Origin of the sequence: Nocardia sp. NPDC056100 (assembly GCF_042266325.1) — a bacterium.
Classification (GTDB): domain Bacteria; phylum Actinomycetota; class Actinomycetes; order Mycobacteriales; family Mycobacteriaceae; genus Nocardia.
Genome location: NZ_JBHJVY010000001.1, coordinates 2,004,637 through 2,029,832, shown reverse-complemented (window position 1 = coordinate 2,029,832; position 25,196 = coordinate 2,004,637). Strand labels below are relative to the sequence as shown.

Sequence of the window (25,196 nt, the reverse complement as noted above, 5' to 3'; positions counted from 1 at the left end):
GGACTGTGGGTTTCGGGTAAGTGGAGCGCCGCCCGCTTCGCAGGCGCGGGCGGCGCTCCCGCCATGAGGTCTGAACTACATGCCGCGCGGAATGAACTTGCCCGCCGCCAGGCCGCCGTCGATGGAGACCTCCGCACCGGTGATGTAACCGGCGGCATCGGAGGCCAGGAAGGCGACGAGTTCGGCGACTTCCTCGGGCAGCCCGCTGCGCTCCAGCGGCAGATTGGGGAAGCTGCCCGGACCGGTGGTCAGGTACGGAACCATCGGGGTGGCGATGGGTCCGGGGTAGATGGAGTTGACGCGAATCTGGTTCAGCCCCAACTCGAGTGCGGCGACCTTGCTCAGTCCGCGCAACCCCCATTTGGAGGAGCCGTACGCGGCGTGGTTCATCAGCCCTTCGAGCCCGGACTGCGAGGAGATATTGACGATGGACCCGCCGCCCGCCGCGATCATGGCCGGAACCGCGGCCTTGATACCGTTGAACGCGCCGACCAGGTTCACCTTCAGAATGCGTTCCAGCTCAGCGGAATCGGTCTCCATGAGCGGCTTCATAATGTAGATCGCCGCATTGTTGACCAGCACGTCCAGCTTGCCGAACGTCGAGACCGCCACGGCCACGGCCGCATCCCAGCTCTCCACGTCCGAGACATCGTGCTTGACGAAACGCGCTGCCTCGCCGAGGGATTCGGCGAGTTCCTTACCCTCGGTCTCCAGGACGTCGGTAATGACGACCTTGGCGCCGCGCTCGACGAACAGTCGCGCTTCCGCCGCACCCTGTCCGCGCGCCGCGCCGGTGATCAGGGCGACTTTGCCGGTGAGATCAGCCATGTGGAGCTTCCTTCTACTAGATCTGTTTGCTACTGAAAGTGGGGAATGACCTTCTCGCCCCACTGGCGAATGGTTTCCATGCAGGCGTCCTGCGGCACCGTGCCCATCTGGATGAGGCACAGAATCTCGTCCGCCCCGGCCGCCCGCAGCCGCTCGACGTACGCGATGGCGTCGTCGGCGGTGCCGTAGGCGTGATCGGTATTGAAGATGGCGGTGGACCCGGATTTCACCGGAATCTTGGCTTCGTGCAGGTAGGCGACGTGTTCCTCGGCGGCCGCGCGCATATTCGCGATCTCGTCGGCGTCCGGGTCCACGGCCTCGTCCGGTACCGGTCCCGCACCGTAGTAATGCTTGATGGCCTGTGCGAAGAACCGCTGTCCGCGCGCGCCGATCTGCCGCGCGCGTTCGCGATCATCGAGCACGATGGTCGGGCACAGTGCCGCGAAGTGATCGTTCACCACGGTGGACACGAACCGCTCCCCGGTGCGCTCGGCGATGGCGGTGTCATAGATGCGGCGCAGTTCGGCGATCTCCTCGACACCGCCGAAACCCAGTACCAGCGCACCGATTCCGTAGTCGGCGGCGAGTTTCAGGGTGTCCTTGCGGGTGCACGCCATGAACAGCGGCGGATGCGGGCGCTGTACCGGACGCGGCAGCAGATGATGCGGCTCGATATCCAAAAGCTCACCGTGATAGGAGAATTCGCTCTCCGGATCCTGCCAGGCGGCAGCGATCATCCGCAGCGATTCCTCCACCTCCTGATGCGTGCGATCGGGATCGACTCCGCACATGGAGGTTTCGACGGCGGTGGATCCGCGCCCCGCGCCCAGGTTCAGCCGCCCGCTGGACAGCACATCGAGCATGGCCGCGCGTTCGGCGGCCCGCACCGGATGATTGAAATTGAACGGCATGCACACCACGCCGTGCCCGATGCGTATCCGCTCGGTCTTGGCGGCCACCCAGGTCAGGAAGATCTCCGGCGCGCTCATATGCGCGTACCACTTGAGCCCGTGGTGTTCGACCGCCCATACGGTGTCGAAGCCGACCTGATCGGCGAGCACCGCCTGTGCCACGGAGTCGTGCAGCACCCGCGCCTCATGGGCCGCCGTCGGGTCGGCCATCTGCGCCTCGAAGATCATCGAGAACTTCATCCGGGTGCTCCCTACCGCCTATCCGGCCGCTATGCCTAACCGGAATAGTTCAGGACTCAAACCCTCAGGTCATTCGGATGTCTCAGTGGCCGGGACCACACCGTGCCGCACCCCGGCCCCGGTCTTAGCGTCGGTTCAAACGCTGAGGAAGGACGGGATTCGGTGGGACAGCTGGACGGGAAGGTCGCGCTAGTCACCGGCGGTGCGCGAGGCATGGGAGCCGAGCATGTGCGCCGCTTCGTGGCCGAGGGCGCGCGGGTGGTGTTCGGCGATGTGCTCGATGAGGAGGGTAAGGCCCTCGAAGCCGAGCTCGGCGACGCCGTGCTTTTCGTGCATCAGGATGTCACGAGCGAAAGCGATTGGCAGGCAGCGGTTTCCGCGACGATCGCGCAGTTCGGCCGCCTGGACGTGCTGGTCAACAACGCGGGCATCCTGCGGTTCAAGAAGCTGCTCGAGATGACCCTCGACGAGTGGAACCTCATGCAGTCCATCAATGTGACCGGGTCTTTCCTCGGTATCAGGACCGCCGCGCCCGCCATGATCGAATCCGGAGGCTGCTCCATCGTCAACGTGTCCTCGGTCGAGGGGTTCGTCGGCGCGGCCGGCCTGTCCGCCTACAGTGCGAGCAAGTTCGCGCTGCGCGGGCTCACCAAATCCGCCGCGCGGGAGCTGGGGCATTCGGGTATCCGGGTCAACTCCATCCATCCCGGCGGCATTGCCACCCCCATGACCGCCTCGGTCGCCGGTGCGACCGGTCTGGACGGCAATTCCTTCTTCTCCGATCTGCCCATTCCGCGCTGGGGTCAGCCGGTCGAGGTGTCCGAAGTGGCACTCTTCCTGGCCTCGGACGCCTCGAGCTACTGCACCGGCGGCGAATTCGTCGTCGACGGCGGCATGCTCACCAGCTGCGGCTATTAAGGACTGATACTCAATGGAATTCGAATTCGACGTCGTCGTCGTAGGTTCCGGCGCGGCCGGTATGACCGCCGCGCTGACCGCCGCCTATCGCGGGCTGTCGGTGACCCTGATCGAGAAGAGCCGGTTGTTCGGCGGCTCCACCGCGCGCTCCGGCGGCGGCATCTGGGTGCCCAATAACCCGGTATTGCAGGCCGCGGGTGTGCCCGACAGCCCGACCATGGCCCGCACCTACCTGAAAGCCGTTGTCGGCGATCGGGTTCCGGAGGCCAAGCAGCGGGCGTTCCTGGACAAGGGCCCGGAGATGTTCTCCTACATCGGCGCTCGCTCGCAGCATTGGGAATTCGTCTACGACCGCGGCTATTCCGACTACCACCCGGAGTTCCCGGGCGGTCTGGCGCAGGGCCGCAGCATCGAACCCAAGGTGATCGATGGGCGGCTGCTCGGCGGCGATCTGCACAAGATCAACCAGCCGACCATGTCCGCGCCCAAGGGCATCGCCATCACGGTCAGCGACTTCCACGATCTGAATATGATCGCCCGCACCTGGGCCGGTAAGAAGACCGCGGTCAAGGTCGGCGCGCGCACCGCGCTGGCGCTGGCCAAGGGCGCGCTGCCGTTGAGCCTGGGCAAGGCCCTCGCCGCCCGGCTGTGGCTGTCGCTGCGCGATGCCGGGGTGCCGGTGTGGCTGAATACCCCGCTGACGGAACTGATTTCCGAGGGCGGCGCGGTCGTCGGCGTGGTCGCCGAGCATGAGGGCAAACAGATCACCATCAAGGCGCGCCGCGGTGTGGTGCTGGCAGCGGGCGGTTTCGAGCACAACCTGGAAATGCGTAAGCAGTACATTCCCGGGCCGCAGTCCACCGAATGGACCGTGGGCGCGACCGAGAATGTCGGCGAGGGCATTGTCGCGGGCCAGAAGGCCGGTGGCGCAGTCGATCTCATGGATGACGCCTGGTGGGGTCCGTCGGTGCGCAGCCCCGAGGGCCGTCCGCCGTTCTTCTGCCTGGCCGAGCGTTCGCAGCCGGGCGCGATCATGGTCAATGACAATGGTGAGCGCTTCGTCAACGAATCCGCGCCGTACGTGAACGTGGTGCACAAGATGTACGAGCAGGAGGCCGCCGGGGTCGGCAGCATTCCCGCGCATTTCATCTTCGATCAGAACTTCCGTGATCGGTACCTGTTCCTGGGCAACTTCCCCAAACGTCCACTGCCGCAGGCGTATTTCGACAAGGGCATCATCAAGCAGGCCGATACCCTGGCCGAGCTTGCGGGCAAGCTGGGCATTCCGGCGGATAAATTGCAGGCCACCGTCGAACGCTTCAACGGTTTCGCCGAGAACGGCCGCGATGAGGACTTCCTGCGCGGTGATTCGGCGTACGACCGCTACTACGGCGATCCGACCGTCAAGCCGAACCCGACCCTCGCACCGCTCACCCGCGGCCCGTTCTACGCGGTGGAAATGGTGCCCGGCGATCTCGGCACCAAGGGTGGTCTGGTCACCGACGAGCACTCCCGCGTGCTGGACGACAACGGCGCGGTGATCACCGGTCTCTATGCGGCGGGCAATAATTCGGCCGCCGTCATGGGCAATGACTACGCCGGTGCGGGCGCGACCATCGGACCCGCGATGGTCTTCGGATACATCGCCGCCAACCATCTCGCCGATCTGGAAGAGCACTGATATGGGACGCGCCGGCACCAAGAATGTGATCGTCACCGGCGGTGCGCGCGGTATGGGCGCGGCGTTCGCGCGCAAGCTCGCCGCCGAGGGATCCAAGGTCGTCATCACCGATGTGCTCATCGAGGAGGGCACGGCGCTGGCCGCCGAACTCGGTGAGGACGCGCTGTTCCTGCCCCTGGACGTGACCGACGAGGCGGCCTGGAACGATGTGGTCGCCACCGCCGAGGAGCGGTTCGGGCCGGTATCCGGGCTGGTCAACAATGCGGGCATCGTGCACGTCGATCCGATCGAGAAGCTGTCCGAGGCGGACTACCGCAAGGTCATCGACGTGAATCAGGTCGGTGTCTTCCTGGGTATGAAGGCCGTGGTCGGTTCCATGCGCCGCGCGGGCGTCGGTTCGATCGTGAATATCTCCTCGACCGGCGGGCTGATCGGATACTCCAACATCCTGGGTTACGTCGCCTCGAAGTGGGCGGTGCGCGGTATGTCCAAGACCGCCGCGCAGGAATTCGCGGCCGACAATATCCGCGTCAATTCCGTGCACCCGGGCATTGTCGCCACCGAGATGGTCGCGACTTCCGAACGCTCCCAGTCGATTGCGGCCAAGCAGCCGATCGCGCGACCGGGCACCCCGGAGGAACTGGCCAATCTGGTCCTGTTCCTGATTTCCGACGAGTCCTCCTACAGCACCGGGTCGGAATTCATCGCCGACGGCGGCTTCACCACTCAGTAAAAGGAAACGCTATGAAGGACTTCCACGGCAAAGTCGCCGTCATCACCGGCGCCGGTGCCGGTATCGGCCGCGCCCTGGCCCTCGAACTCGCCCGGGGCGGAGCGCAATTGGCGCTCTCGGGCCGCAATATCGAGAGTGTCGCCGAGACCGCGGCGCTGTGCGAGCAGGCCGGTGCGAAAGCCCGCGCCTACAAGCTGGACGTCACCGATCGCGCCGCGGTGTACGCGCACGCCGATGATGTGATCGGCGATTTCGGCAAGGTGAATATCGTCGTCAACAATGCCGGCGTCTCGCTGACCGCCAATGTCGAGGATGTCTCCTGGGACGACTTCGAGTGGATCTTCAATATCAATTTCTGGGGAACGGCCAACGGCACCAAGGCTTTCCTGCCGCACGTCATCGCCTCCGGTGACGGGCATATCGCCAATGTGTCCTCCATGTTCGGCCTGGTGGCCTGCCCGAGCCAGAGCGGTTACAGCTCCTCGAAGTACGCCATGCACGCGTTCACCGACGCGCTGCGCCAGGAAATGATCATCGCGGGTCACAATGTCGGCGTCTCGTCGGTGCACCCGGGCATGATCAAGACCGAAATCGCTTGGAAGGCACGGGCTTCGGCCAACCGCGACCGCGACGCCCTGGCGTCGAACTTCGACAGCCTGGCCAAGACCTCGCCCGAACAGTGCGCGCAGATCATCGCCAACGGTATGAAGAAGAACAAGCCGCTCATTCTGATCGGCACCGACGCCAAGGCCATGAACTGGATGCGCCGCCTGCTCGGCTCGGCCTACATGAAGCCGCTGACCGCGCAGATGCGCAAGGAGATCTGACACCGGCCAGCAGCCCGGGCCGGTTTCCCGCAGCCCCGCACCCCGCCCGGGTGCGGGGCTATCGGGGCAAGGCCCGTAGCGGGCCGGTACTCGGATAACTGGAGGCAGTCGATGCGCATCGGCATGCTCATGCCCTATTTCGATGGTTTGGTCACCTCGGGTCAGTTCCTGCGCGAATTCGCGGCCGCCGCGGAGGAATGCGGCCTCGAATCGGTGTGGACCGTGGAACACGTTGTGGTGGCACAGGATTACGAACCGCTGTATCCGTATTCGCCCGATGGGAAGATGCCCGGCGGCGATCTCGGCGTACCGATGACCGATCCGCTGGAAACGCTGGCCTTCCTGGCCGCCGCCTCCAGCACCCTGAAGCTCGGCACCGCCATGGTGGTGGCCCCGCTGCACAGTCCGGTGGTGCTGGCCAAACGGGCCGCGACGCTGGACCGGCACTCCGATGGACGCCTGCTGCTCGGGCTCGGAATCGGCTGGCAGAAAGAGGAATACGCGGCCATCGGGGTGCCGTTCGAGGAGCGCGGCGCGCGGCTGGACGATTGCATCGGTGCCATGCGATCGCTGTGGACGCAAGCGCCGGCGAGCTACTCCGGCACCCATATCGGCTTCGAGAAGCAGTTCTGCCTGCCGCAACCCGAGCGCTCCATCCCGATTGTGCTGGGCGGCAACAGCGCTCCCGCCGTGCGCCGAGCCGGGCGGGTCGGTGACGGCTGGTTCCCGTACACCATCACGCCGGAGGATTTCGCCCGTGGCGCGGACCGGATCCGGGAAACCGCGCTCGCCGCGGGGCGTTCCGAGGATGCGGTGGAAATGACGGCCTGGCCGGGTTCCTGCGATTTCACCCGCGAATTCGATATCGACTTCGTACGCCCGTATGTGACGGCGGGCGTGAGCCGGATCGTGCTCACCCCACCGCTGTTCGGTCCGCAATCGCTGGTGAACGGCGTCGAACACCTCGCCGGGTATGTGGATCGGTACCGCAATGAGATCGAGGCGAAGCTGTGAGCGCGGATAACGCCGTGCGCGTGCTGGATCGCGTGATTCTGCCCGCCGACCAGGTCGAGGATTGGCTGGCCCGCTGGCGGACGGACTACCTGCCCGGGGCCACCGCTCGCGGTCTGCTCGGACCGCAACTGCTGCGCGAACACGCGGGCACCGATGCCGTTGCCCTGCAAATCATCTGGGAACTTCCCGGAATCTACGACTTCTACGGTATGCGCGCCGCCGCCGCAGCCGATCCGGCGGTGACCGAATTCTGGGCCGCCACCGATGCGCTCGCCCTAGGCCGGGAACGGCATGTCATGGCGGTACAGGAGGAACAGCTATGAAGCGCTGGGTGATTTTGAGCGAACTCCCCGCCGGGGACCATCCCGAGACGAGTCTTGCGAAACTGGCCGCGCTCGCGAGCGGGGTGCACCGGTGCTCGGTGGGCGCGGAGCTGCCGGGCAGCACCGGCGGACTCGGCGCGGTCTGGGATGTGACCGCCGAAACCGCACCCGCGCAGTTGATTTCGGAACTGCCGGGAGCCGTGGATGTGGTGCCGCTGATCCCGGTGGCCGAACAGATCGTGCCGCTGGATCAGCCGCGGCGGGTGAAGCGCACGCTGCTGCTCACCGTGCGTCCCGGAACTCCCGCTGACGCCGTGGCGGAGTTCGAACAGGATCTGATGGGGATGCCGTACCACATCGGATCCATCAAATCCTGGGCCCTGAGCCGGGTCGGCGGTGACAGTCGCTGGACCCATGTCTGGGAGCAGGAGTTCACCGATCCCGATGGGCTGAACGGGGAATACCTCGCGCATCCGTATCACTGGACGAGTGTGGACCGCTGGTTCGATCCGGAGATGCCGGGCGCGATCGTGGAACCGGCGATCGCGCATCTGTACCGGTGGGCGTCGGGGCCGGTGCTCGGGGTCTGATCCGCCGCCGAACGCCGCGAAGACGTTCGGTCAGGCCGGATTTCGCAGTTCACCCTTGACGACCTTGCCGCCGGAATTGCGCGGCAGGCGTTCGGTGAAGACCACCTCGCGGGGGACCTTGTACCCCGCGAGGCGGGTGCGCGACCATTCGATGATGTCGGCCGGATCCGGATCGGCGTCATCGTTCGGTACGACCACCGCACGGCCCACCTCGCCGAGACGGGGGTCGGGGACGCCGATCACCGCGACGTCGTGAACGGCGGGGTGCTGCAACAGGACTCGTTCGATTTCGGCGGGGTAGGCGTTGAAGCCGCCGACGATGAACATGTCCTTGAGGCGATCGGTGATGCGCAGGTAGCCGTCCGGGGCGAGGGTGCCGACATCGCCGGTGTGCAGGTAGCCGCCGGGGTCGATGACGGCCGCGGTGGCCTGCGGATCGTCGAGGTAGCCGCGCATGACATTGGGGCCCTTGACGATGATCTCGCCTGGTTCGTCCGGTGCGGTATCCGCGCCGCTCTGGTCGACAATGCGGATCTCGGTGCCGGGCAGGGCTTTTCCGGCCGTATCGGAGAGCAGTTCGGCGGGGGCGTCGGGCGGGCAGATGGTGACCACGCCGATCGATTCGGTGAGGCCGTACGCGGTGAACACGTAGGGCACACCGAGATCGGTGCGGATTCGTTCCACCAGTTCGGCCGGTATGGGCGCGCCGCCGGTGCCCGCCAGCCGCAGCGAACCCAGCAGGAAGTCGCTGTGGTCGGCGCGCAGCAGATCGGTGAAGAGCGTTGGCGGACCGGCCAATACGGTGATCCGCTCATGTTCGATGAGCCGCAGCACGGCTTCGGCGTCGAAGCGTTCGATCGGGATCATGGTGGCGGTGCGCAACAGGCAGGCGATGATGCCCGCCTTGTATCCGAAGGTATGCGAGAACGGATTGACCAGCAGATATTTATCGCGCGGCCGCAGTGTCACCGCATCGGCCCAGAGCGCGAAAACCTCCAAAGTCTGCCGGTGCGTGGCCAATACGCCCTTGGGCGCGCCCGTGGTGCCGGAGGTGAACAGGATGTCGGAGATGGATTCCGGATCGATCTCCGCCCGGCGCTCGGTGATCGCGTCCGGCGGCACCACCGTGCCCGGCGCGAGAAAACCCGCCCAGGAACTGATATCCCAGTGCTCGGCCGCCGCGCCCAGGGCATCATCGAGCAGGATCAGATGTTCCAATGCCGGTAGCGGATAACCGGATTCGGCCAGCATCGCCGGATAGTCCCGGTCCAGGAATTCCTGCACCGTGCACACCGCTTTCGCGCCGCTGCGGGTGAGCACCTCGGCGGCCTCGGGTCCGCGCAGCCGGGTGCTGATCGGCACCAGCGTCGCCCCCGCGCCCAGCATGCCCAGCGCGGTCACGATCCACCGCAGGCCATTGGGCGCCCACATGCCCACTCGGTCCCCGGTCTCGATCCCCGAGGCGATCGCCGCCCGGGTCACCGCATCGACCTCCGCGGCCAGTTCGCCGAAGGTGAGCCGCCCCACGGGCCCCGCCACCGCCACCGCATCGGGATAGCGCCGCGCACGATCCGCGACCAGGGCGGGGATGGTCGAGACCGGGGCGTTCGCGGAGCCGCCGCCGATGGAGTCCGCATACCGCCGATCCATCCGCCCATCCTGCCCCAACCCCCGGTCCCCGATGCCCGTTTTCACAGTGCCATCCCGCTGACCGGCCGTGCCATCGATTCGTGTCGCCGTAGGGGTTCCGGTGATCGGGATGCGGGTTGGGGGTGAGGGGGGTCACGCGGCACGCTCGATGGCAGAGAGATTGCCGCAGCTGTTGGCGTGCGGTGTGGCCCGGCAGGCCGCCGGTGAGCGGCGAGCGCGGAGTGCTGATGAATTCAGAACATCGAAGGAGTGACATGACCGCCGGAGCGGAGCTTGCGCAGCGACCCGATGTGGCGGCCGACGCCGTGACCGTCGTCGAACTCGACGGCGCGGTCGAGCTGTCGCGGCAGCGGATCGGCGGCAAGGCGTGGAGCATCAATCACATGCGGGCCCTCGGGCTGCCGGTGCCGCCCGCGTTCGTGATCACCACGGCGGGCTGGGCCGATTACACCGAGCGCGGTGCGATCGCGGCGGAGATCTGGGAGCAGGTGCGAGCGGGCATCGCCGGGATCGAGCGCGGCACCGGCCGGCGGTTCGGATCCGCCGAGCGGCCGCTGCTGGTGTCGGTGCGCTCGGGCGCGGCCATCTCCATGCCCGGCATGATGGATACGGTGCTGAACCTCGGTATGACCGATGCCGTGCAGCGCGCCCTCGCCGAGGAGACCGGCAACCCCGGCTATGCCGATGACACGCGTGCGCGCTTCGTGCACCAGTACCGCGAAACCGTGCTCGGCGATGCGAACGGCATCGTGCCGGTCGATCCGTGGGAGCAGTTGCGCGGGGCCATCGAGGCGGTGTTCCGATCGTGGGATTCCGCGCGCGCCAAGACCTATCGCCGTAATCGCGGCGTGCCGGACACCCTCGGCACCGCGGTCACCGTGCAGGCCATGGTGTTCGGCAATCTCGATGCCGAATCGGGCACCGGCGTGCTGTTCAGCCGCAACCCCAATACCGGCGACGGACCGGTCTACGGCGAATGGCTGGTCGGCGGCCAGGGCGAGGATGTGGTCTCCGGCCGCCTCACCCCGCGCCCGCTCGATGAGCTCGCCGCCACCCAGCCCGCCGTGCACGCGCGTCTGATCGCCGCCACCGAACTCCTCGAGCGCGACGGCCGCGATATGCAGGACATCGAATTCACCGTGGAATCCGGAAACCTCTGGATGTTGCAGTCCCGCGCCGCCAAGCGGTCCGCGCGGGCCGCGGTGCGCACCGCGGTCGCCATGGTGGCCGAGGGTCTGATCAGCGCCGATGAGGCCCTGGATCGCATCACCGCCGATCAGGTGCGCGAGGTGCTGCGCCCGGCCTCCGGTGACACCACCGGTCGCGAACCCCTCGCCCGCGGCGAATCCGCCTGTCCCGGACTGGCTTCCGGTGTGGTCGTGACCGATCCCGATGAGGCCGAGACCCGCGCCGAAGCCGGTGAGGACGTCATCCTGGTGCGCCCCACCACCAGCCCGGACGATCTGCACGGCATGATCGCCGCCCGCGCCATCGTCACCGAATTGGGCGGCACCACTTCGCATGCCGCGCTGGTGAGCCGTGAACTCGGCCGCCCCTGCGTGGTCGGCTGCGGTCCGGGCGTGGTGGCGGCACTGGTCGGCCGCACGGTCACCGTCGACGGCGGGGCCGGACTCGTACTGGACGGCGAGATCGTCGCCAAGCCGGTCGAACAGGTCATTCTCGCCGATGTCGCCCAGCTGGCGCAGTGGGCGGGCGTGCCGGACGATCAGCTCGCCCAGCGACTCGAAGAGCGTGCCACCGGATCGGAACCCACCGAGCAGGAACAGGTTTCGACCGCGCACGCCCCCATCACCGAACTGGCGCTGCTGCGCCTGGTCGGCATCAAGGGCCGGGTGAACGCCGACAACCTCGCGCTCAGCCTGTTCGCCGACGCGGCCGAAATCGCCACGCACTGCGCCGGTCTCGTGGACGCGGGCCTGTGCGCGAACACTCCCGCTGGTTTCCGCCTCACCCCCGAGGGCCGCCCTCGCCTGGAACAGCTCCTCACGGAGGAGCGCGGTACGGTCGACGCCGCCGCCCTCACCGTCGCCTACGACGAATTCTGCGTCTACAACGCCGATCTCAAGGTCATCATCACCGACTGGCAGATGAAGGATCCCGCCACGGTCAACGATCACGGCGATACCGATTACGACGCGGCGGTGCTCGCCCGCCTGGCCGACACCCATCGCGCCCTGCGCCCCCTGGTACAGCGCCTGGGCACCCTCGCCCCGCGCCTGTCCCGCTACGCCGATCGCCTGGACCGCGCCGTCGAGCGCATCGCCGAAGGAGATCACACCTACGTGGCCCGCCCCATCATGGACAGCTACCACACCGTGTGGTTCGAACTGCACGAAGATCTGATCGGCCTGTGCGGTCTCACCCGCGCCGAGGAAGCGGCGGCCGGTCGTGCCCACTGATCCCGCGGCCGCCATGGCCGTCTCGCGCTGGATCGACTTCGCCGAGATCGACAATGTCCGCGATCTCGGTGGGCTTCCGGTAACCGGCGGCGGCACAACCCGTTACGGCGTCGTATTCCGTTCCAGCACATTGCAGCAGGCCACCCCCGCGGACCTGGGTCAGCTCCTCGAACCACTGGGCCTGCGCACCATCATCGATCTGCGCCTGCCCGACGAGGTGGAACGGGAGGGTTACGGCCTATTCGCCGACGCCGCGGTGCACATCGCCAACCTGCCGATCCGCAAATCGCCCCAGTCCTCGCTGGCCGCACGGGATCTCGTCCCGGATAAGACCCGGGTCGACCTCACCGACCTCTACGGCCAGTTGCTGGCGGGCAGCGGTGAACACATCGTCGCCGCCGTCCGGCTGATCATCGATCCGGAGCGCCGCTCGCTACTGTTCCATTGCGCCGCGGGCAAAGACCGCACCGGCGTCCTGGCGGCGATCCTGCTCGACGCGGCGGGCGTGCCCGCCGAGGTGATCGCCGCCGATTACGCCCTCACCAATGAGCGTATGCAGCGCGTTCGCGACCGCTTGGACGCCCTGCCCTCGTATGCCGGTCTGCCGCAGGCGAATACCGGCATCCTGGCCATCACCCCGCAGGTGATGCTCGGTTTCCTGGAGAACCTGTACGCCGATTACGGCGGTGCGGCGAAATGGCTGCTCGCGAACGGGCTTTCGGAGGATGAGCTGGAATCCTTCCGCGCGGCCATGGTCGAACCCGCCTGACGCGCCCTATGCGGGGGTGATGCGGACTTCACCGTTTCCGCCCGGGAGCATGACCGGCAACAGTTCTTCGGCGGCCGCGTACACCGCCGCTTCCTCGGCCGGGGTGAGGGGATGCCACGGCGTCACCCGCAGGGTGTCGCCGTCGAGATCCCAACGGCCGTGCACGAATCCGTCGACCAGGTACATCGGCACACCGCCCGAGGCGATCTTGGCGATGCGGGCGCGGTCGGCATCGCTGATCACCCGGCTGCGGTCCTTGTGACCGAGCAGGGCATTGTCGAACGCGGGCAGGAAGCGGACGGGAACGGGCAGGTCCGCATCGGCCAGCGGGGCATCGGGCAGGTCGAAGAGTTCGCGGCCGGACTCATCGCGGAGTACGCGCAGGCGAGGCCGTAGCCGCTCCATCACCTCGGCCAGCTTGGTTGTGCCGGACCAGGATTGGACGTCCGCGACGGTGGCCGGGCCGAAGGCGGCCAGATAGCGCAGGATCATGGTGTCGGGAGCCGGGTCGTCCAGGGGTGCGCCCAGCCATTCCTCGGCGAGACTGATCGAGACGCGGCGGTTGCGCCACGCACCCCACGCGCCCGCCTCCGGGTTGTGCACGACGGGGGTGAGCAGGCCGAGTGCCGCGGGCAGGCGTTCCGGATACGGGGTGGGGAAGCGCTCGGCCAGGGTGCGGCTGATCTCGGTGCGGGTCAGGGTGCGGCCGGTCAGGAGATTCCTTCCGGCGGTGCGCAACTCGGTGTGGTCGAGGTGTTCGACCGCCTCGCGGTAGTAGGCGAGCCGCAATTGGGATTCCACCGCGGGGCGGACGGTGGGGTAGAGCCAGCGGTAGTCCGCCGCCGTGGCCAGGTGCACCGTGCGGCGAATCATGGTGGCGCGCACGATGGTCCGATCCCGGAGCAGTGCATCCAGTTCGGCGGTGCGGAAATCGGCGAGCCGGGTCCACAGGCCGATGAACGGCCAGTTCGCCTCCTGGCCCTGTACCGCCACCAGATGCCGGATGAGCTCGGCGGCGGGCATGGTGACCCGTTCGGTCAGCAGCTGGCGCGTCAGCAGGGTCCGGTTCAGGCGGCGCGGCGAGATCTCCGTCATGAATCCATTGTCGAACCTAATTAGGTCAGATTGTGTCCTAGCTCGACAGAAGTTTGCGGCCCGCATGCCGGCTGTGCATCTGCGAGTTCGAATGTGCTGGCGCGCAACGAGAGTCGCAAAGAATCTTGATCCGGCGAGTTCGATGAGCTGTCATGCTGGGTCGGTGTCGACGATTGCGCTGTACTACCCCCGGATGCGTTTTCAAAGCGAGGACTGGCTCAAGCTGGCCATGCTGACCTGGGACCAGGTGGGGCGGATACGGCCTCGACTGGCCATGGACGCCGACTCCGACCTGGTGCGGGAGCTGGCGGCGGAATCGGACTTCCTGTTCGATCTGGAGCCGAGTGAGCGGGAACTGGACACGGTGGGCCGGGTGTTCGGTGAGATCGTCGAGCTGGGCGGTGCGAGCCTGCGCGAGCGCTTCTCGGTGGCGAGCGCCCCGCAAGCGCCCCCGCAACCGCACTCGGCGGGCCTGCGCGCCAGATATCCCGGGCTGACGTGGGTCTACGCGGGCGGCGCGGGCCGCAAGATGACGCATCACCTACTGCTCTCGCTGGTCGACGCGGAATTGGCGATCGTCCAGGAGCAGGACGGTGCCACCCACGTCGGACTGCATCCGGCCTTCGCGCGCATCTATCTGACCGCCCTCGCGGACGCGGTGACCGAGAACGCCCTGCTCTCGCCGGTCACCGACGAACTGGATGTGCACAGCGCCGTCGGCACCCTGGACCGGCTCTATGAATTGCTGCTGGTGAAGGGCACGACCCGCCCCGCCATCGGCGATGTCGATCACGCGTACATCCACATCGCGGTCGAGGCGGTACTGCGGCCGGTGAATATCGCCGAGGTGCCCGTCCGCCGACTGATCGACTTCCGCGAACGCCATGCCGCCGAATTGGCGGCCTTCCGAAAACACGTGGGCTCGCTCGCGGAAGAACTGGCGCGCATCGGCGCGATCGAGAATCCGGTGGCCGCACACGCGCATCTGCACAGCGTCTACCGCACCACCACCAAACCGCAGCTCGATGAACTACGCCGCGCCCTACACGGATTCGGGCTCGAATCCGGTACCGGCATGCTCGGTCTCAAGGTCGATCTCACGGGCGCGTCCGGCACCGTGGTCGGCGGCTTCGCCGCTGCGGCCGGACAGCCGGTGGTGGCCGCGGCCGGACTGACCCTCACCATCGCCCCGTACGTGGCGGGCCGCCTCAAGGCCAGGCGCACACTGCGCGAACAATCCTCGGTGGCCTACCTGCTCGCGGTGGACCGCGATCTCGCGAGCCGATCCCTCTTCAAGCGCCGCTGAATCCCGCACACTGAAACCATGACCCGGGGGATTACGGCAGGACGGTTCCGGCGGATCTTCGAACCCGAGCGCGCGGGCGGGCACTGGTATATCAACGACCACACCGTGATCCGGGATACGGCCGGGCTGTGGCATCTGTTCGGAATCACCCATCGCGAACCCGCGAACCCTTTCGATGAAACGGTTTTCGCGCACGCCACCGCCAAGCGCCTGAGTGGCCCATGGGCACAGCGGATTCCGGCGCTGGCCGTCGATCGTGATCGCGGTGAGACCCATTTGTGGGCACCGTTCGTGGTACGCCACGACGATCGCTACTTCATGTTCTACGATGGCGGCGGCCCGGATCGCACCGCCACGGGTATGCGCCTGGCGACCTCCACCGATCTGTTCGCGTGGACGCGTCACCCCGAACCGCTGTTCCGGGACGGCTATGACGCCCGCGACCCCATGGTGCTGCGCATCGGCGGCGAATGGGTGATGTACTACTGCGCCACCGCTTCTCCCGAGGGCGGCAATCACGTGGTGGCCTACCGCACCAGCACCGATCTGCTGCACTGGGGTGAGCGCCGCATCGCCTACACCGATCCGGCTTCCGGCACCGAGGCGGGGAACACCGAATCACCCTTCGTACTGCGCGACGGCGATGACTGGTACCTGTTCATCGGCCCGCGCCCGGACTACACCGGCACCGAGATCTTTCACGGTGACAGTCCTTTTCACTTCCGGCCCGCCGACCGAGTCGCGCACGTTCCCGCCCATGCCGCCGAGGTGGTGCACGACGGCGGGCAGTACTGGATCACCCATGCGGGCTGGGGTCAGCGCGGAGTCTGGCTCGCGCCCTTGCGGTTCCCGCGCACAGTCGATCTTCCGGATTCGGGCGTATGAGGCCCGGGGAACTGGGATTCTGAAGGGGAGTCGAGTGTCCACCCAGTGTGGGGAGGCAAGGCAATGGCCCGGATCGGCGTTATCAGCATTTCCGATGGTCGTGACTATGTGCACGGGGGCATCGTCGGATTCATTCGTACGACCGAAGATCGGCTGGTAGCCGAACTCACCGCGGCCGGTCACACGGTGGTGCGGGGGCGCGAACCGGTGGGCGGCAATCGGCAGGCGGTCGCGGTGGCCCGGCAGGTGCAGGCGGCCGGGGTCGATCTCACCGTGCTGCACTACGCGGTCTGGGCATTCCCGCATTTCACCATGCTGGCGGCCGGACAGCTCACGAGTCCGCTACTGCTGCTGTCGAATATCGATCCGGTGCAACCGGGCATGGTCGGCATGCTGGCCGCCGGCGGCGCACTGGATCAGATCGGGCGGGCGCACACTCGACTGTGGGGTGATCCGGGCGATGCCGAACTCATCGCCGCGATCGGTATGCGCGCCGCGGCCGCCGCCGCGGTGGAAAGCCTGCGCGGCACCACCTTCGGGCGCATCGGCGGGCGGCCCATGGGTATGAACACCGCCGTCGCCAATACCGATCAGTGGCAACGGATTTTCGGCGTCGACGTGGAGGAGATCGATCAGTGGGAGATCGTGCGCCGCGCCGATCTCGCCGACGCCGGTGAGGCCAAGGGCGCGCGAGAGTGGTTGGAGCGCACTACCGCCGGGGTGCACTACGACGGGGTCAAACTGACCCCGGAACTGCTGGAGCGGCAGATTCGCTCGTACCTGGGCATGCGCGATCTGATCGCCGAGTGGAATCTGGACTTCTCCGGAATCAAGGGGCAGCCCGAGCTCACCCAGTACTTCGCCACCATGGATGTCACCGAGGCGTTCCTGAACGATCCCTACGACTGGAACGGGCCGAAACAGACCCATGTCTGCGCCACCGAGGCCGATATGGACGGTGCGCTCACCATGCAGCTGCTCAAGCAGATCAGCGGCACCCCGGTGCTTTTCGCCGATGTGCGGCACTATCACGCCGATCGCGATATCTGGGATCTGTGCAATTCCGGACAGCACGCCACCTGGTTCGCGGCCCGCAGCGCCGATCCGGCGGAGAACCTCGCGCGCGTGCACCTGTACCCGGAGGTGTTCTTCTTCCCGGCGGGCGGTGCGTCGGTGCATCATCTGGCCGCGCCCGGGCAGATGACCCTGGCCCGCCTCACCCGCAAGGACGGGCGGTATCGAATGCAGTTGATGCTCGGCGATTTCGAGACCTACGACGAGGCCACCAATGAGGAGCTGATGAAACAGTCCACCCGGGAATGGCCGCACGCCTTCGCCCGGTTGGACGCGCCCGCCGGGGATTTCCTGTCCCGCTTCGGGGCCAATCACATTCACGCGGTGCCGGGTGATCATCGGGCGACGGTGCGGGCGGTGTGCGAGCTGCTAGACATCACCCTCGACGAATTCAGCAGGGCGGGCTGACCCATGCTGCTCGGCATCGATATCGGGACCTCGGGATCCAAGGGCGTACTCGTCGACCACGACGGCATGGTGACGTTGCGAGCCGAACGGCCGCACGGTGTTTCGACGCCCCGGCCCGGCTGGGTGGAACATGACGCTGAGACGGTGTGGTGGGCGGATTTCCTGGCCATCGCGCGCGAACTGGTGGCGGCGTCCGGCGGGGCGCGGATCGACGGTATCGCGGTGAGCGGTATCGGGCCCTGCCTGCTGCCCGCCGACCGCGACGGGCGGCCGTTGCGCCCGGCCATCCTGTACGGCGTCGATACTCGCGCGGGTATCGAAATCGAGGAACTGACAGCGGAATTGGGTGCGGACACGGTGCTGGAGCGCTGCGGTTCACCACTCACCAGTCAGGCCGTGGGACCGAAACTGCGCTGGCTGGCCCGGCATGAGCCGCAGGTGTGGAAGCAGACCCGAATGCTGTTGATGGCCAGTTCATTCCTGGTGCATCGACTAACCGGGCGCTATGTGCTCGACCATCAATCGGCCAGTCAATGCGTGCCCATGTACGACCTGATGGCCCGCACCTGGGCCACCGACTGGGCCGATTCGGTCGCCCCGGGCCTGCCGCTGCCCGAATTGGCCTGGCCCACCGAGATAGTCGGCCGCGTGACCCCGGAAGCCGCCGCGGTGACCGGACTTCCGGCCGGTCTGCCGGTCACCACCGGCACCATCGACGCCTGGGCCGAAGCCGCGGGCGTCGGCGTTCGCGCGCCCGGCGACGTCATGATCATGTACGGCACCACGCTGTTCCTCACCCAGGTGCTCACCGAGCCCAGCCCGCATCCGGGCCTGTGGACCACCTGCGGAACCTGGCCCGGCACATACACATCCGCCGCGGGCATGGCGACCTCGGGCGCGGTGACCGACTGGTTCCGCACCCTGTCCGGCGGCGAATTCACCGATCTGGTCGACGAGGCGGCGAACGTTCCGCCCGGCAGCCGCGGTCTGCTGGTGCTGCCCTACTTCGCGGGCGAGCGCACCCCGCTCTTCGATCCGGACGCCCGGGGCATCATCGCGGGCCTGACCCTGACCCATGAGCGCGCCGATATCTACCGCGCGATCCTGGAGGGCATCGGCTACGGCGTCCGGCACAATCTCGAAGCCATGACCGTCGCGGGCGGTACGCCGACCCGTTTGGTTGCGGTCGGCGGCGGCACCAAGGGCGGGCTGTGGACCCGGATCATCTCCGATATCACCGGTCTCCCACAGCAACTCCCCGCCGACACCATCGGCGCGTCCCTCGGTGATGCCCTACTGGCGGCAGAGGCGATCGGTTTGGATACCTCCGGCTGGAACCCGATCACCACCACCATCGAGCCGGATCCGGGCAATACGGCTCGATACGCGCCCTATTACCGCCATTACCGCAGCCTCTACGAATCCACCCGGGCCACCACGCATTTCCTCGCGGCCGAACAGCACCTCGCCGCCGGATGAATCGCTCGCGTCCGGCGGTGTGCCACAGGGTGATCCGGCGGGACCGACGGGAATCAGGCGGTGTGCGAGAGGATCTCGGGCACGACGGCATCCCAGGTGTGCGAGGGGAGGGTTTCGTGGCCGGTCCGCTCCAGCGGTACGAAGCGCGCGCCGGGAATCTCGGCCGCCAGGGCACGGCCGTGCTCGATCGGGAAGAGCGGATCCTCATCGCCGTGCAACACCAGGGTGGGGATCGCGATGTGGCCGAGGCGATCTCGCCAGGGCCGCCCGGCATCGATGAGATACGGATTGGTGAGCTGGGCGGCGATATTCGCCGCGCGGTCCACCACGAGCTCGGCCTGCGCGCGCTGCGCGGCGGTGTCGAACGGCCGGGAGTGCGCCGCGAACGGGCGCATACCCTCGACCAGATAGTCGACCACCGCATCGCGGTCGGCCCAGTCCGGAGCCGGTTCCTCGGCGGCGAAATACTTCTCCAGCTCCGGCGAGATACCGGGCAGATCCGATTGGGTATGGCCCGGACCGCCCGGTGTACCGGAGGCGATGGTGAGGCTCGCGACGCGTTCGGGATGATCCAGCGTGAGCAACTGCGCGACGGCCGAGCCCTGTGACATACCGACCAGATGCGCCCGGCCGATCCCCAGTTCCCGGATGAGCGAGGCGGTATCGGCCACCAGATCGTCGAGCCCGTAACCGGGTTCGCCCACCGGGAAGGTGGTCGAGCGCCCGGCATCGCGGCTGTCCACCCGCACGACATAGCGTCCGCCCGCCACCAGCCGCTCGACGAATCCCGGTTCCCACGCCAGTAGCGATTCCCCCGCACCGTGCAACAGCACGATGGCCGGATCGCCCGGATCCCCGGCGCTCGCCACGCACAGGTCGACGTCGTTCACCCGGATGATCCGTTCGAGAGAACCCATGACCACTCCTCGATCTCGTTGCAGGTATGGGGGACAGTAGCTTTCACCACCGACAGGTTCGAGCCTTCCGGCGTGCCCGCCCCGCTGCGCCGCCGCCCCGGTTCCGATAGTTCAATCGCCGGTTACCCGCCGGTTGCGCCCGCGCTCGGATCGGCAGACAGGGCGCTCCGGAAGTGGTACAACTTGCGCCGTGGCATGGACGTTGCGGCTCAATGAGCAAGAAGAGGCTGCGCTACATGCGCAAGCGGCACTGGAGGGTAGATCCAAGCAGGAGATCACCCGGGACGCACTGCGCACCTATCTGGAGCGCCAGCGCACCTGGGAGGAATTCCTCTCCGACGATCCGGTGGTGTTCGGATAGGCATCGGTGTGGATCCCGGCCGAAAGCGTGCCGGGATGACGGATGGTCACACCCCGATGCGGTTGGTGGCTCAGTTGTAATAGGCGTCTCGAATAGTTGCGTAGCGTTCGCGGATCGTCGCGCCGGTCGCCGGTGTTGCGGTGTGGAATTCGGTGGCCTGCGGAATCGGCCAGCGCGGCGGGAGCGGTCCGCCGCGCAAAGCCCAGGCGGCCTGGCGGGCCGCGCCGATGGCCACGTATTCGCCCGGATGCGGCACCGCGACGGTGCGGCCGAAAATGGTGGCCGCCGCGTGCGCGATGAGGCGCGAGCGGGCGGCCCCGCCGATGAGCAGAATGCGCCGCGGGGTGGTGGGCAGCCGGTCGAAGGCATCGGCGATATTGCAGAGCATGCCCTCGATGGCGGCCCGCGCCAGATGATGCGGGCGCATGGTCGCCGGGCGCAGGCCGTGCAGGCTGCCGGTGGCGTCCGGCAGATTCGGCGTGCGCTCACCGGTGAGATAGGGGAGCAGGGTCAGCCCGTCCGCACCCGCCGGGGATTGTGCGGCAAGCACTTCCAGCCCGGAGATATCGGTGCCCAGCAGGGTCGCGGTGGCATCCAGGACGCGTGCGGCATTGAGCGTGCACACCAGCGGCAGGAACGCTCCGGTGGCGTCGGCGAAACCGTTCACGGCTCCGGTGGCATCCGCACTCGGCCGCATGGACCGGGTGAAGATGGTGCCGCTGGTTCCCAGTGACACCACCACATCACCGTCGGCGATGCCCAATCCCAGTGCGGCGGCGGCATTGTCACCGGTTCCGGCGGCCACCAGCCGCCCGCCCGGCGTATGCCCGGCCACCTCGGCCGGATCGAGCACCCGGGGCAGTCCGGGCGTGCGACCGCGTAAAGCCATGGCCAGCAGGTCGGTCCGATAGTGCCCGGTGGCGGGGGACCAGTACCCGGTCCCGGACGCCTCACCGCGATCGGTGGTCGGCTCCTCTTCCGGATGCCCGCCGCGCAACTGCCAGGTCAGATAGTCGTGCGGCAGCAGCACCCGCACGGTGCGATCCGCGAGTTCGGGTTCGTGATCGGCGAACCAGCGCAGTTTGGCCACGGTGTGCGCGGCCAGCGGCACACTGCCGACCGCATCGGCCCACGCCTGCGGTCCGCCCAACTCCGATACCAACTGCGATGCCGCCTCGGCCGAGCGAGTGTCGTTCCACAGCAGCGCGTCCCGCACCGGCACACCCGCCACGTCCACCGCGACCAGCCCGTGCTGCTGCCCCGCGACCGCGATCGCCTCCACATCCCGCATCATTCGATCGCAGGCCGAACGTAGCGCATCCCACCACAGCGCGGGCGCTACTTCCGTTCCCTCCGGATGCGGTATCTGCCGCTGCCGCAACACCGTTCCGGTGTCGGCGTCGCACACCACAAGTTTGCAGGATTGCGTCGAAGAGTCCACTCCGGCAACGACCGTCATTGGCCCCTACCCGTCCCTATCGTGCCGCCCGTCCGGGATGCAGCTGGATTTTGCGGCCGGTGCCCGCGCGGAAAGTCCGCAGGGCATCACCGAATTCGTCGAGCGCGAAATCGTGGGTGATCATGGTTTCGGCGTCGATGACGCCTTCGCCGAGCAGATCCACGGCTCGCCCGAAACTGTGCAGGACCGCCATCGAACCGACAATGGTGATCTCGTCGTTGTACACGCGGAACGGGGAGATGACAGCGCGCGCGTCGGCCGCCGCCACCCCGAATTGCTGATAGGTGCCGCCGCGCCGCACCCGCGATAGGCCGTCCTCGATCGCGGCAATCGTTCCGCTGCAATCGATGACGATCTCCCAGCCCTCCGGCCGATCCATATCGTCGGCGGAGACGGCGGCCGCGTCCGCGCCGAGCGTGCGCGCGACCGCGAGCCGATCGGCATTGGTATCGGCCATCGATACCGACGCCGCCCCGGCCGCGATCGCCAATTGCAGCATGAGCAGACCCATGGTGCCCGCACCGTAGATCAGATAGTGCGAGCCGAGTTGCCGTGGCAGCACATCGAATCCGTGCACCGCGCAGGAGAGCGGTTCCACCAGTGCGCCGTGTGCGGCGGACAGATGCCCGGGCAGCCGATAACAGTTGGCGGTGGGCACTTTCACGTACTCGGCCATCGCGCCGTCGACGGTATCGCCGATGGCGCCCCAGTTCTCGCAGAGATTGCCGCGCCCGATCGCGCAGTAATGACAGCGCCCGCAGAACAGCGAGGGATCGACGGCCACCCGATCACCCACGCGCACTCCGGCGGCACCGGACCCGAGAGCCACGATCTCCCCGGCGAATTCGTGTCCCGGGATGATCGGATAGGGCGTCGGCGGGAATTCCCCCTCGACGATATGGATATCCGTACCACAAATCCCGACCGCATCGACTCGGACCACCGCTTCCCCCGCCCCCGGCGTGGGATCCGGCACAGTTTCGACCGAGAACTTCGCGGGCTTCTCGACCACTAACGCGCGCATACAAATACCATGCACCCGATCACCGCCCGGTCGGCGCGTTTTACCCAATAGCAATCACATCGTCGATCTCATTTCGTCCTGATTGCGGGCGGAATTAGGGGGATCGGGGGATCAACGAACCGATTGGTACCACAGTGCGGTGGTCGAAACATGGGCGTATTCGAGCGGAAGATAGTGCCCGTCCTCGCGCCAGCCCAGCGCCTGCACGGTGGCGCGCAGACCGTGTTCGAAACAGATCGGATCGGGAATGTGCCAGCGGTACATGCCGAATCGCTGCTGCGGCTCGTAGATGCGATCGCGCGGCTGCACCTGCACCAGGCCCAGATACGGTGTCGAGTACGGCAGTTGCGCGCCGTTGAGATCGAAATTCCAAGCGCCGCCGAAATAATCCTCGGTACCGGTGCCGCAGATGGTCGGGAATTCGTCGTCGTCATCGAGATAGAACTTGAGCTCGCCCTCACCCCACCAGCCGGGCACGCGCGGTTCGATCGCCAAATAGGTGCCCACATAGCGGCCCGCCGCGCCCGCGACTTCCACGAGCGGATGCACCGCGGGGGAACCGAGCGGATCACTACAGCGCCAGCGCGCGTGCAGATATCCGGCACTATCGGGTACGTCTTCTTCCAGATAGGTGATCTGGTAGTACACCGGCACGGTGCGTTCCGCGCCATTGTGCAATGTGATGAGCGCGTGCGCGCCGAACGGCATGGGCCAGTAGCTGTTCAGGCCGCCCGCCGGGGCCACCACGATCATCTGCGAATTGACCAGTGCCAGTTGCTCCCAGCCGTTGCAGAAGAAATCGCCCAGCGGCACCGCGATCGCGGCCTCGGGTGAGCCGTCCCAGTACACCTGAAGGGTGAAGTCCCGCAGCAGGGTGCGATCGGTGGTGAGCCAGATATGCCGGATCACACCGGGTCCGGTGATATCGGCGAGGGTGACGGTTTGTCCGGGTTCGATATCGACCGAGGGCGAGACCTTCCAGCCGCGGCCCAGTCCGGCGGCCGCGTACGCCCCGGTTCCGGAGATGGCGCGCCCGCCCGCACCGGGCTCGCCGGTGGGGTTCTCCGCGCTGATCGAGCGGGTGCGCCGCCCGTCGAGCTGCCAGATCTCCTGCACCGTGCGAATTTTCGCACGTACCGGGGGCGCGTGTCCCGGACATGCGGTCTTCGGAGTGTCCCCGTCACACGCGAATGCCGGCGCCATCCCACACGTGGCGCCGGCATTCGGTGGTTCGGCGACTAGCTACCGAAGGACCCGGTGGAGATGCCACCCTTCTCGATCAGCTTGTCCTGCAGCAGCTTCACGGTCTGGGCATCGACGCCCAGGCCCTTGGCGATGAAATCGTTCATCGAACCGTAGGACGCCACGGCCTGGGTCAGCGCCGCGTCCAGGTAGTCCTGCTGCACACCCAGCACGGGCTCGAACAGGGTGCGGTCCTTGACCAGGCCCTGGGCGACCAGTGCGTCCAGGGTGGCCTTGTTGCTGCCCGCCAGGCGATCGTTGGACAGCAGGAAGTTGTTGTTGATCTGCGCCTGCGGGGTGCCCAGGATGTTCATCAGGAACGCGGTCATCAGACCGGTGCGGTCCTTACCGGCGGTGCAGTGGTACAGCACGCCGCCGGAGGTGGTGGCGATCTCCTTCAGCGCCTGTCCGAACTGACCGCGCGAGGTGGCGTCGGTGATCATCCACTTGTAGTAGTCGCGCATGTACTGCGCGCCCTTGCCATCGCCGAGCGCGGCCTGCTGCGCGTCCGGACCGCCCTGGACGAGCTTGCCGAAGAACACGTAGAAATCGTTGGCCGGATCGTAGACGGGCAGCTTGAGGCTGGTGATCCCGGCGGGCAGCGGCTTATCCGGGTTGGCGCCGCTTTCGGTCGGGCTGCGGAAGTCGATCACCTTGGTGATGCCCGCGGCGGTCAGGGTCGACAGATCGGCGTCGGTGAGCCGGTTCAGCGCGTCGGCGCGGAACACCAGGCCCGCCTTGATCTTGCCGTTCTGCGCGGTCACGCCGCCGATGTCACGGGCATTGGGTGCGGCCTGGAGTTTGAAGTCCACACCGATCGGGGCCTGATGCGCGATCGCGATCGGGGCCGCCGTCGCGGGGGTCATCGCGATCGGGAAGACGGTGATCAGCGCGGCGGCCACACCTGTCAGGGTGCCGCGTACTGCGCGCGAAATCGTCACTATCGATTTTTCCTTTCCATCACGGGCCGGATAGTGGGTATCCGGCCCGGGTTCATGGGCCCGCTCGTGGCTTGCCCGGAGCCTGCTCGCCCGGATGCCGG

23 protein-coding genes are annotated in these 25,196 nt (G+C 67.1%); 14 read left to right on the top strand and 9 right to left on the bottom strand.

Annotated elements, in window-relative coordinates:
• Positions 1–75: 75 nt before the first annotated feature.
• The gene (locus ACFC0O_RS09430; RefSeq protein WP_375955229.1) at positions 76–828 is read right to left on the bottom strand and encodes an SDR family NAD(P)-dependent oxidoreductase; all 753 of its coding nucleotides are present in this window, start codon (positions 826–828) and stop codon (positions 76–78) included.
• A 29-nt stretch (positions 829–857) separates the two neighbouring features.
• Positions 858–1,979, bottom strand: coding sequence for an LLM class flavin-dependent oxidoreductase (locus tag ACFC0O_RS09425; protein ID WP_375955228.1), 1,122 nt, complete (start codon positions 1,977–1,979; stop codon positions 858–860).
• Between the two features lie 162 nt (positions 1,980–2,141).
• Here ACFC0O_RS09425 and ACFC0O_RS09420 point away from each other — a divergent pair, with 162 nt between their 5' ends.
• The 7 genes from ACFC0O_RS09420 to ACFC0O_RS09390 all read left to right on the top strand — a co-directional run bounded on the left by ACFC0O_RS09420 (position 2,142) and on the right by ACFC0O_RS09390 (position 8,065).
• Positions 2,142–2,897, top strand: a complete 756-nt coding sequence (locus tag ACFC0O_RS09420) for a glucose 1-dehydrogenase (RefSeq protein WP_375955226.1) — start codon at positions 2,142–2,144, stop codon at positions 2,895–2,897.
• A gap of 13 nt (positions 2,898–2,910) precedes the next feature.
• Complete coding sequence (gene kstD, locus ACFC0O_RS09415; protein WP_375955224.1) at positions 2,911–4,578, top strand: 3-oxosteroid 1-dehydrogenase; 1,668 nt, start codon at positions 2,911–2,913, stop codon at positions 4,576–4,578.
• A 1-nt stretch (position 4,579) separates the two neighbouring features.
• Entirely contained in the window at positions 4,580–5,311 is a 732-nt protein-coding gene (locus tag ACFC0O_RS09410) for a glucose 1-dehydrogenase (RefSeq protein WP_375955222.1), read from the top strand.
• An 11-nt stretch (positions 5,312–5,322) separates the two neighbouring features.
• Positions 5,323–6,138, top strand: coding sequence for an SDR family NAD(P)-dependent oxidoreductase (locus ACFC0O_RS09405; protein WP_375955220.1), 816 nt, complete (start codon positions 5,323–5,325; stop codon positions 6,136–6,138).
• 111 nt (positions 6,139–6,249) lie between these two features.
• Positions 6,250–7,152 (top strand): LLM class F420-dependent oxidoreductase, encoded by a 903-nt coding sequence (locus tag ACFC0O_RS09400; protein ID WP_375955218.1) that lies wholly within the window; start codon positions 6,250–6,252, stop codon positions 7,150–7,152.
• Positions 7,149–7,475: a hypothetical protein gene (locus tag ACFC0O_RS09395; protein WP_375955217.1), complete on the top strand. Its 327-nt coding sequence runs from the start codon at positions 7,149–7,151 to the stop codon at positions 7,473–7,475. Before ACFC0O_RS09400 ends, ACFC0O_RS09395 begins: the two co-directional genes overlap by 4 nt.
• Entirely contained in the window at positions 7,472–8,065 is a 594-nt protein-coding gene (locus ACFC0O_RS09390) for a Dabb family protein (RefSeq protein ID WP_375955215.1), read from the top strand. Before ACFC0O_RS09395 ends, ACFC0O_RS09390 begins: the two co-directional genes overlap by 4 nt.
• Positions 8,066–8,095: 30 nt before the next feature.
• Here ACFC0O_RS09390 and ACFC0O_RS09385 read toward each other — a convergent pair whose 3' ends face one another.
• Positions 8,096–9,715: a FadD3 family acyl-CoA ligase gene (locus tag ACFC0O_RS09385; protein WP_375955213.1), complete on the bottom strand. Its 1,620-nt coding sequence runs from the start codon at positions 9,713–9,715 to the stop codon at positions 8,096–8,098.
• A 254-nt stretch (positions 9,716–9,969) separates the two neighbouring features.
• On the opposite strand from ACFC0O_RS09385, the gene ACFC0O_RS09380 reads away from it, so the two are divergent.
• On the top strand, positions 9,970–12,135 hold the full coding sequence (locus ACFC0O_RS09380; RefSeq protein WP_375955212.1) for a pyruvate, phosphate dikinase: 2,166 nt from the start codon (positions 9,970–9,972) through the stop codon (positions 12,133–12,135).
• Entirely contained in the window at positions 12,125–12,904 is a 780-nt protein-coding gene (locus ACFC0O_RS09375; RefSeq protein ID WP_375955210.1) for a tyrosine-protein phosphatase, read from the top strand. Before ACFC0O_RS09380 ends, ACFC0O_RS09375 begins: the two co-directional genes overlap by 11 nt.
• 6 nt (positions 12,905–12,910) lie before the next feature.
• On the opposite strand, the gene ACFC0O_RS09370 is transcribed toward ACFC0O_RS09375, so the two are convergent.
• Positions 12,911–13,999, bottom strand: a complete 1,089-nt coding sequence (locus tag ACFC0O_RS09370) for a winged helix DNA-binding domain-containing protein (RefSeq protein ID WP_375955208.1) — start codon at positions 13,997–13,999, stop codon at positions 12,911–12,913.
• Positions 14,000–14,162: 163 nt separating this feature from the next.
• On the opposite strand from ACFC0O_RS09370, the gene ACFC0O_RS09365 reads away from it, so the two are divergent.
• The 4 genes from ACFC0O_RS09365 (at position 14,163) to ACFC0O_RS09350 (ending at position 19,151) form a co-directional block, all read left to right on the top strand.
• A complete protein-coding gene (locus tag ACFC0O_RS09365; protein ID WP_375955206.1) occupies positions 14,163–15,305 on the top strand; it encodes a DUF6236 family protein in 1,143 nt (380 codons plus the stop codon).
• Positions 15,306–15,323: 18 nt separating this feature from the next.
• Positions 15,324–16,190, top strand: a complete 867-nt coding sequence (locus ACFC0O_RS09360; RefSeq protein ID WP_375955204.1) for a glycosyl hydrolase family 32 — start codon at positions 15,324–15,326, stop codon at positions 16,188–16,190.
• 63 nt (positions 16,191–16,253) lie between these two features.
• Positions 16,254–17,672, top strand: a complete 1,419-nt coding sequence (locus ACFC0O_RS09355) for an L-fucose/L-arabinose isomerase family protein (RefSeq protein ID WP_375955202.1) — start codon at positions 16,254–16,256, stop codon at positions 17,670–17,672.
• A gap of 3 nt (positions 17,673–17,675) precedes the next feature.
• Positions 17,676–19,151: an FGGY-family carbohydrate kinase gene (locus tag ACFC0O_RS09350; protein WP_375955200.1), complete on the top strand. Its 1,476-nt coding sequence runs from the start codon at positions 17,676–17,678 to the stop codon at positions 19,149–19,151.
• 53 nt (positions 19,152–19,204) lie between these two features.
• Here the strand turns inward: ACFC0O_RS09350 and ACFC0O_RS09345 are convergent, their stop codons facing one another.
• Positions 19,205–20,068 carry an alpha/beta fold hydrolase gene (locus tag ACFC0O_RS09345; protein ID WP_375955198.1) on the bottom strand — a complete coding sequence of 288 codons (864 nt, stop codon included), beginning with the start codon at positions 20,066–20,068 and terminating at the stop codon, positions 19,205–19,207.
• Between the two features lie 190 nt (positions 20,069–20,258).
• Between ACFC0O_RS09345 and ACFC0O_RS09340 the strand changes: the two genes are divergently transcribed.
• Positions 20,259–20,429: a CopG family transcriptional regulator gene (locus ACFC0O_RS09340; RefSeq protein ID WP_364629662.1), complete on the top strand. Its 171-nt coding sequence runs from the start codon at positions 20,259–20,261 to the stop codon at positions 20,427–20,429.
• Between the two features lie 70 nt (positions 20,430–20,499).
• Here ACFC0O_RS09340 and ACFC0O_RS09335 read toward each other — a convergent pair whose 3' ends face one another.
• The 4 genes from ACFC0O_RS09335 to ACFC0O_RS09320 all read right to left on the bottom strand — a co-directional run bounded on the left by ACFC0O_RS09335 (position 20,500) and on the right by ACFC0O_RS09320 (position 25,095).
• A complete protein-coding gene (locus tag ACFC0O_RS09335) occupies positions 20,500–21,888 on the bottom strand; it encodes a xylulokinase (protein WP_375955196.1) in 1,389 nt (462 codons plus the stop codon).
• A 16-nt stretch (positions 21,889–21,904) separates the two neighbouring features.
• Positions 21,905–22,912: a zinc-dependent alcohol dehydrogenase family protein gene (locus tag ACFC0O_RS09330; protein WP_375955194.1), complete on the bottom strand. Its 1,008-nt coding sequence runs from the start codon at positions 22,910–22,912 to the stop codon at positions 21,905–21,907.
• 111 nt (positions 22,913–23,023) lie between these two features.
• The gene (locus ACFC0O_RS09325; RefSeq protein WP_375955192.1) at positions 23,024–24,028 is read right to left on the bottom strand and encodes a glycoside hydrolase family 172 protein; all 1,005 of its coding nucleotides are present in this window, start codon (positions 24,026–24,028) and stop codon (positions 23,024–23,026) included.
• A 122-nt stretch (positions 24,029–24,150) separates the two neighbouring features.
• Positions 24,151–25,095: a tyrosine-protein phosphatase gene (locus ACFC0O_RS09320; RefSeq protein ID WP_375955190.1), complete on the bottom strand. Its 945-nt coding sequence runs from the start codon at positions 25,093–25,095 to the stop codon at positions 24,151–24,153.
• Positions 25,096–25,196 lie beyond the last annotated feature (101 nt).

Bases quoted from the DNA above. Each gene is read 5' to 3' on its own strand.
- ACFC0O_RS09410 (WP_375955222.1), top strand. From the start codon at position 4,580: ATGGGACGCGCCGGCACCAAGAATGTGATCGTCACCGGCGGTGCGCGC.
- kstD (WP_375955224.1), top strand. From the start codon at position 2,911: ATGGAATTCGAATTCGACGTCGTCGTCGTAGGTTCCGGCGCGGCCGGT.
- ACFC0O_RS09400 (WP_375955218.1), top strand. From the start codon at position 6,250: ATGCGCATCGGCATGCTCATGCCCTATTTCGATGGTTTGGTCACCTCG.
- ACFC0O_RS09430 (WP_375955229.1), bottom strand. From the start codon at position 828: ATGGCTGATCTCACCGGCAAAGTCGCCCTGATCACCGGCGCGGCGCGC.
- ACFC0O_RS09380 (WP_375955212.1), top strand. From the start codon at position 9,970: ATGACCGCCGGAGCGGAGCTTGCGCAGCGACCCGATGTGGCGGCCGAC.
- ACFC0O_RS09390 (WP_375955215.1), top strand. From the start codon at position 7,472: ATGAAGCGCTGGGTGATTTTGAGCGAACTCCCCGCCGGGGACCATCCC.
- ACFC0O_RS09425 (WP_375955228.1), bottom strand. From the start codon at position 1,979: ATGAAGTTCTCGATGATCTTCGAGGCGCAGATGGCCGACCCGACGGCG.
- ACFC0O_RS09330 (WP_375955194.1), bottom strand. From the start codon at position 22,912: ATGCGCGCGTTAGTGGTCGAGAAGCCCGCGAAGTTCTCGGTCGAAACT.
- ACFC0O_RS09350 (WP_375955200.1), top strand. From the start codon at position 17,676: ATGCTGCTCGGCATCGATATCGGGACCTCGGGATCCAAGGGCGTACTC.
- ACFC0O_RS09405 (WP_375955220.1), top strand. From the start codon at position 5,323: ATGAAGGACTTCCACGGCAAAGTCGCCGTCATCACCGGCGCCGGTGCC.
- ACFC0O_RS09355 (WP_375955202.1), top strand. From the start codon at position 16,254: ATGGCCCGGATCGGCGTTATCAGCATTTCCGATGGTCGTGACTATGTG.
- ACFC0O_RS09335 (WP_375955196.1), bottom strand. From the start codon at position 21,888: ATGACGGTCGTTGCCGGAGTGGACTCTTCGACGCAATCCTGCAAACTT.
- ACFC0O_RS09360 (WP_375955204.1), top strand. From the start codon at position 15,324: ATGACCCGGGGGATTACGGCAGGACGGTTCCGGCGGATCTTCGAACCC.
- ACFC0O_RS09370 (WP_375955208.1), bottom strand. From the start codon at position 13,999: ATGACGGAGATCTCGCCGCGCCGCCTGAACCGGACCCTGCTGACGCGC.
- ACFC0O_RS09385 (WP_375955213.1), bottom strand. From the start codon at position 9,715: ATGGATCGGCGGTATGCGGACTCCATCGGCGGCGGCTCCGCGAACGCC.
- ACFC0O_RS09345 (WP_375955198.1), bottom strand. From the start codon at position 20,068: ATGGGTTCTCTCGAACGGATCATCCGGGTGAACGACGTCGACCTGTGC.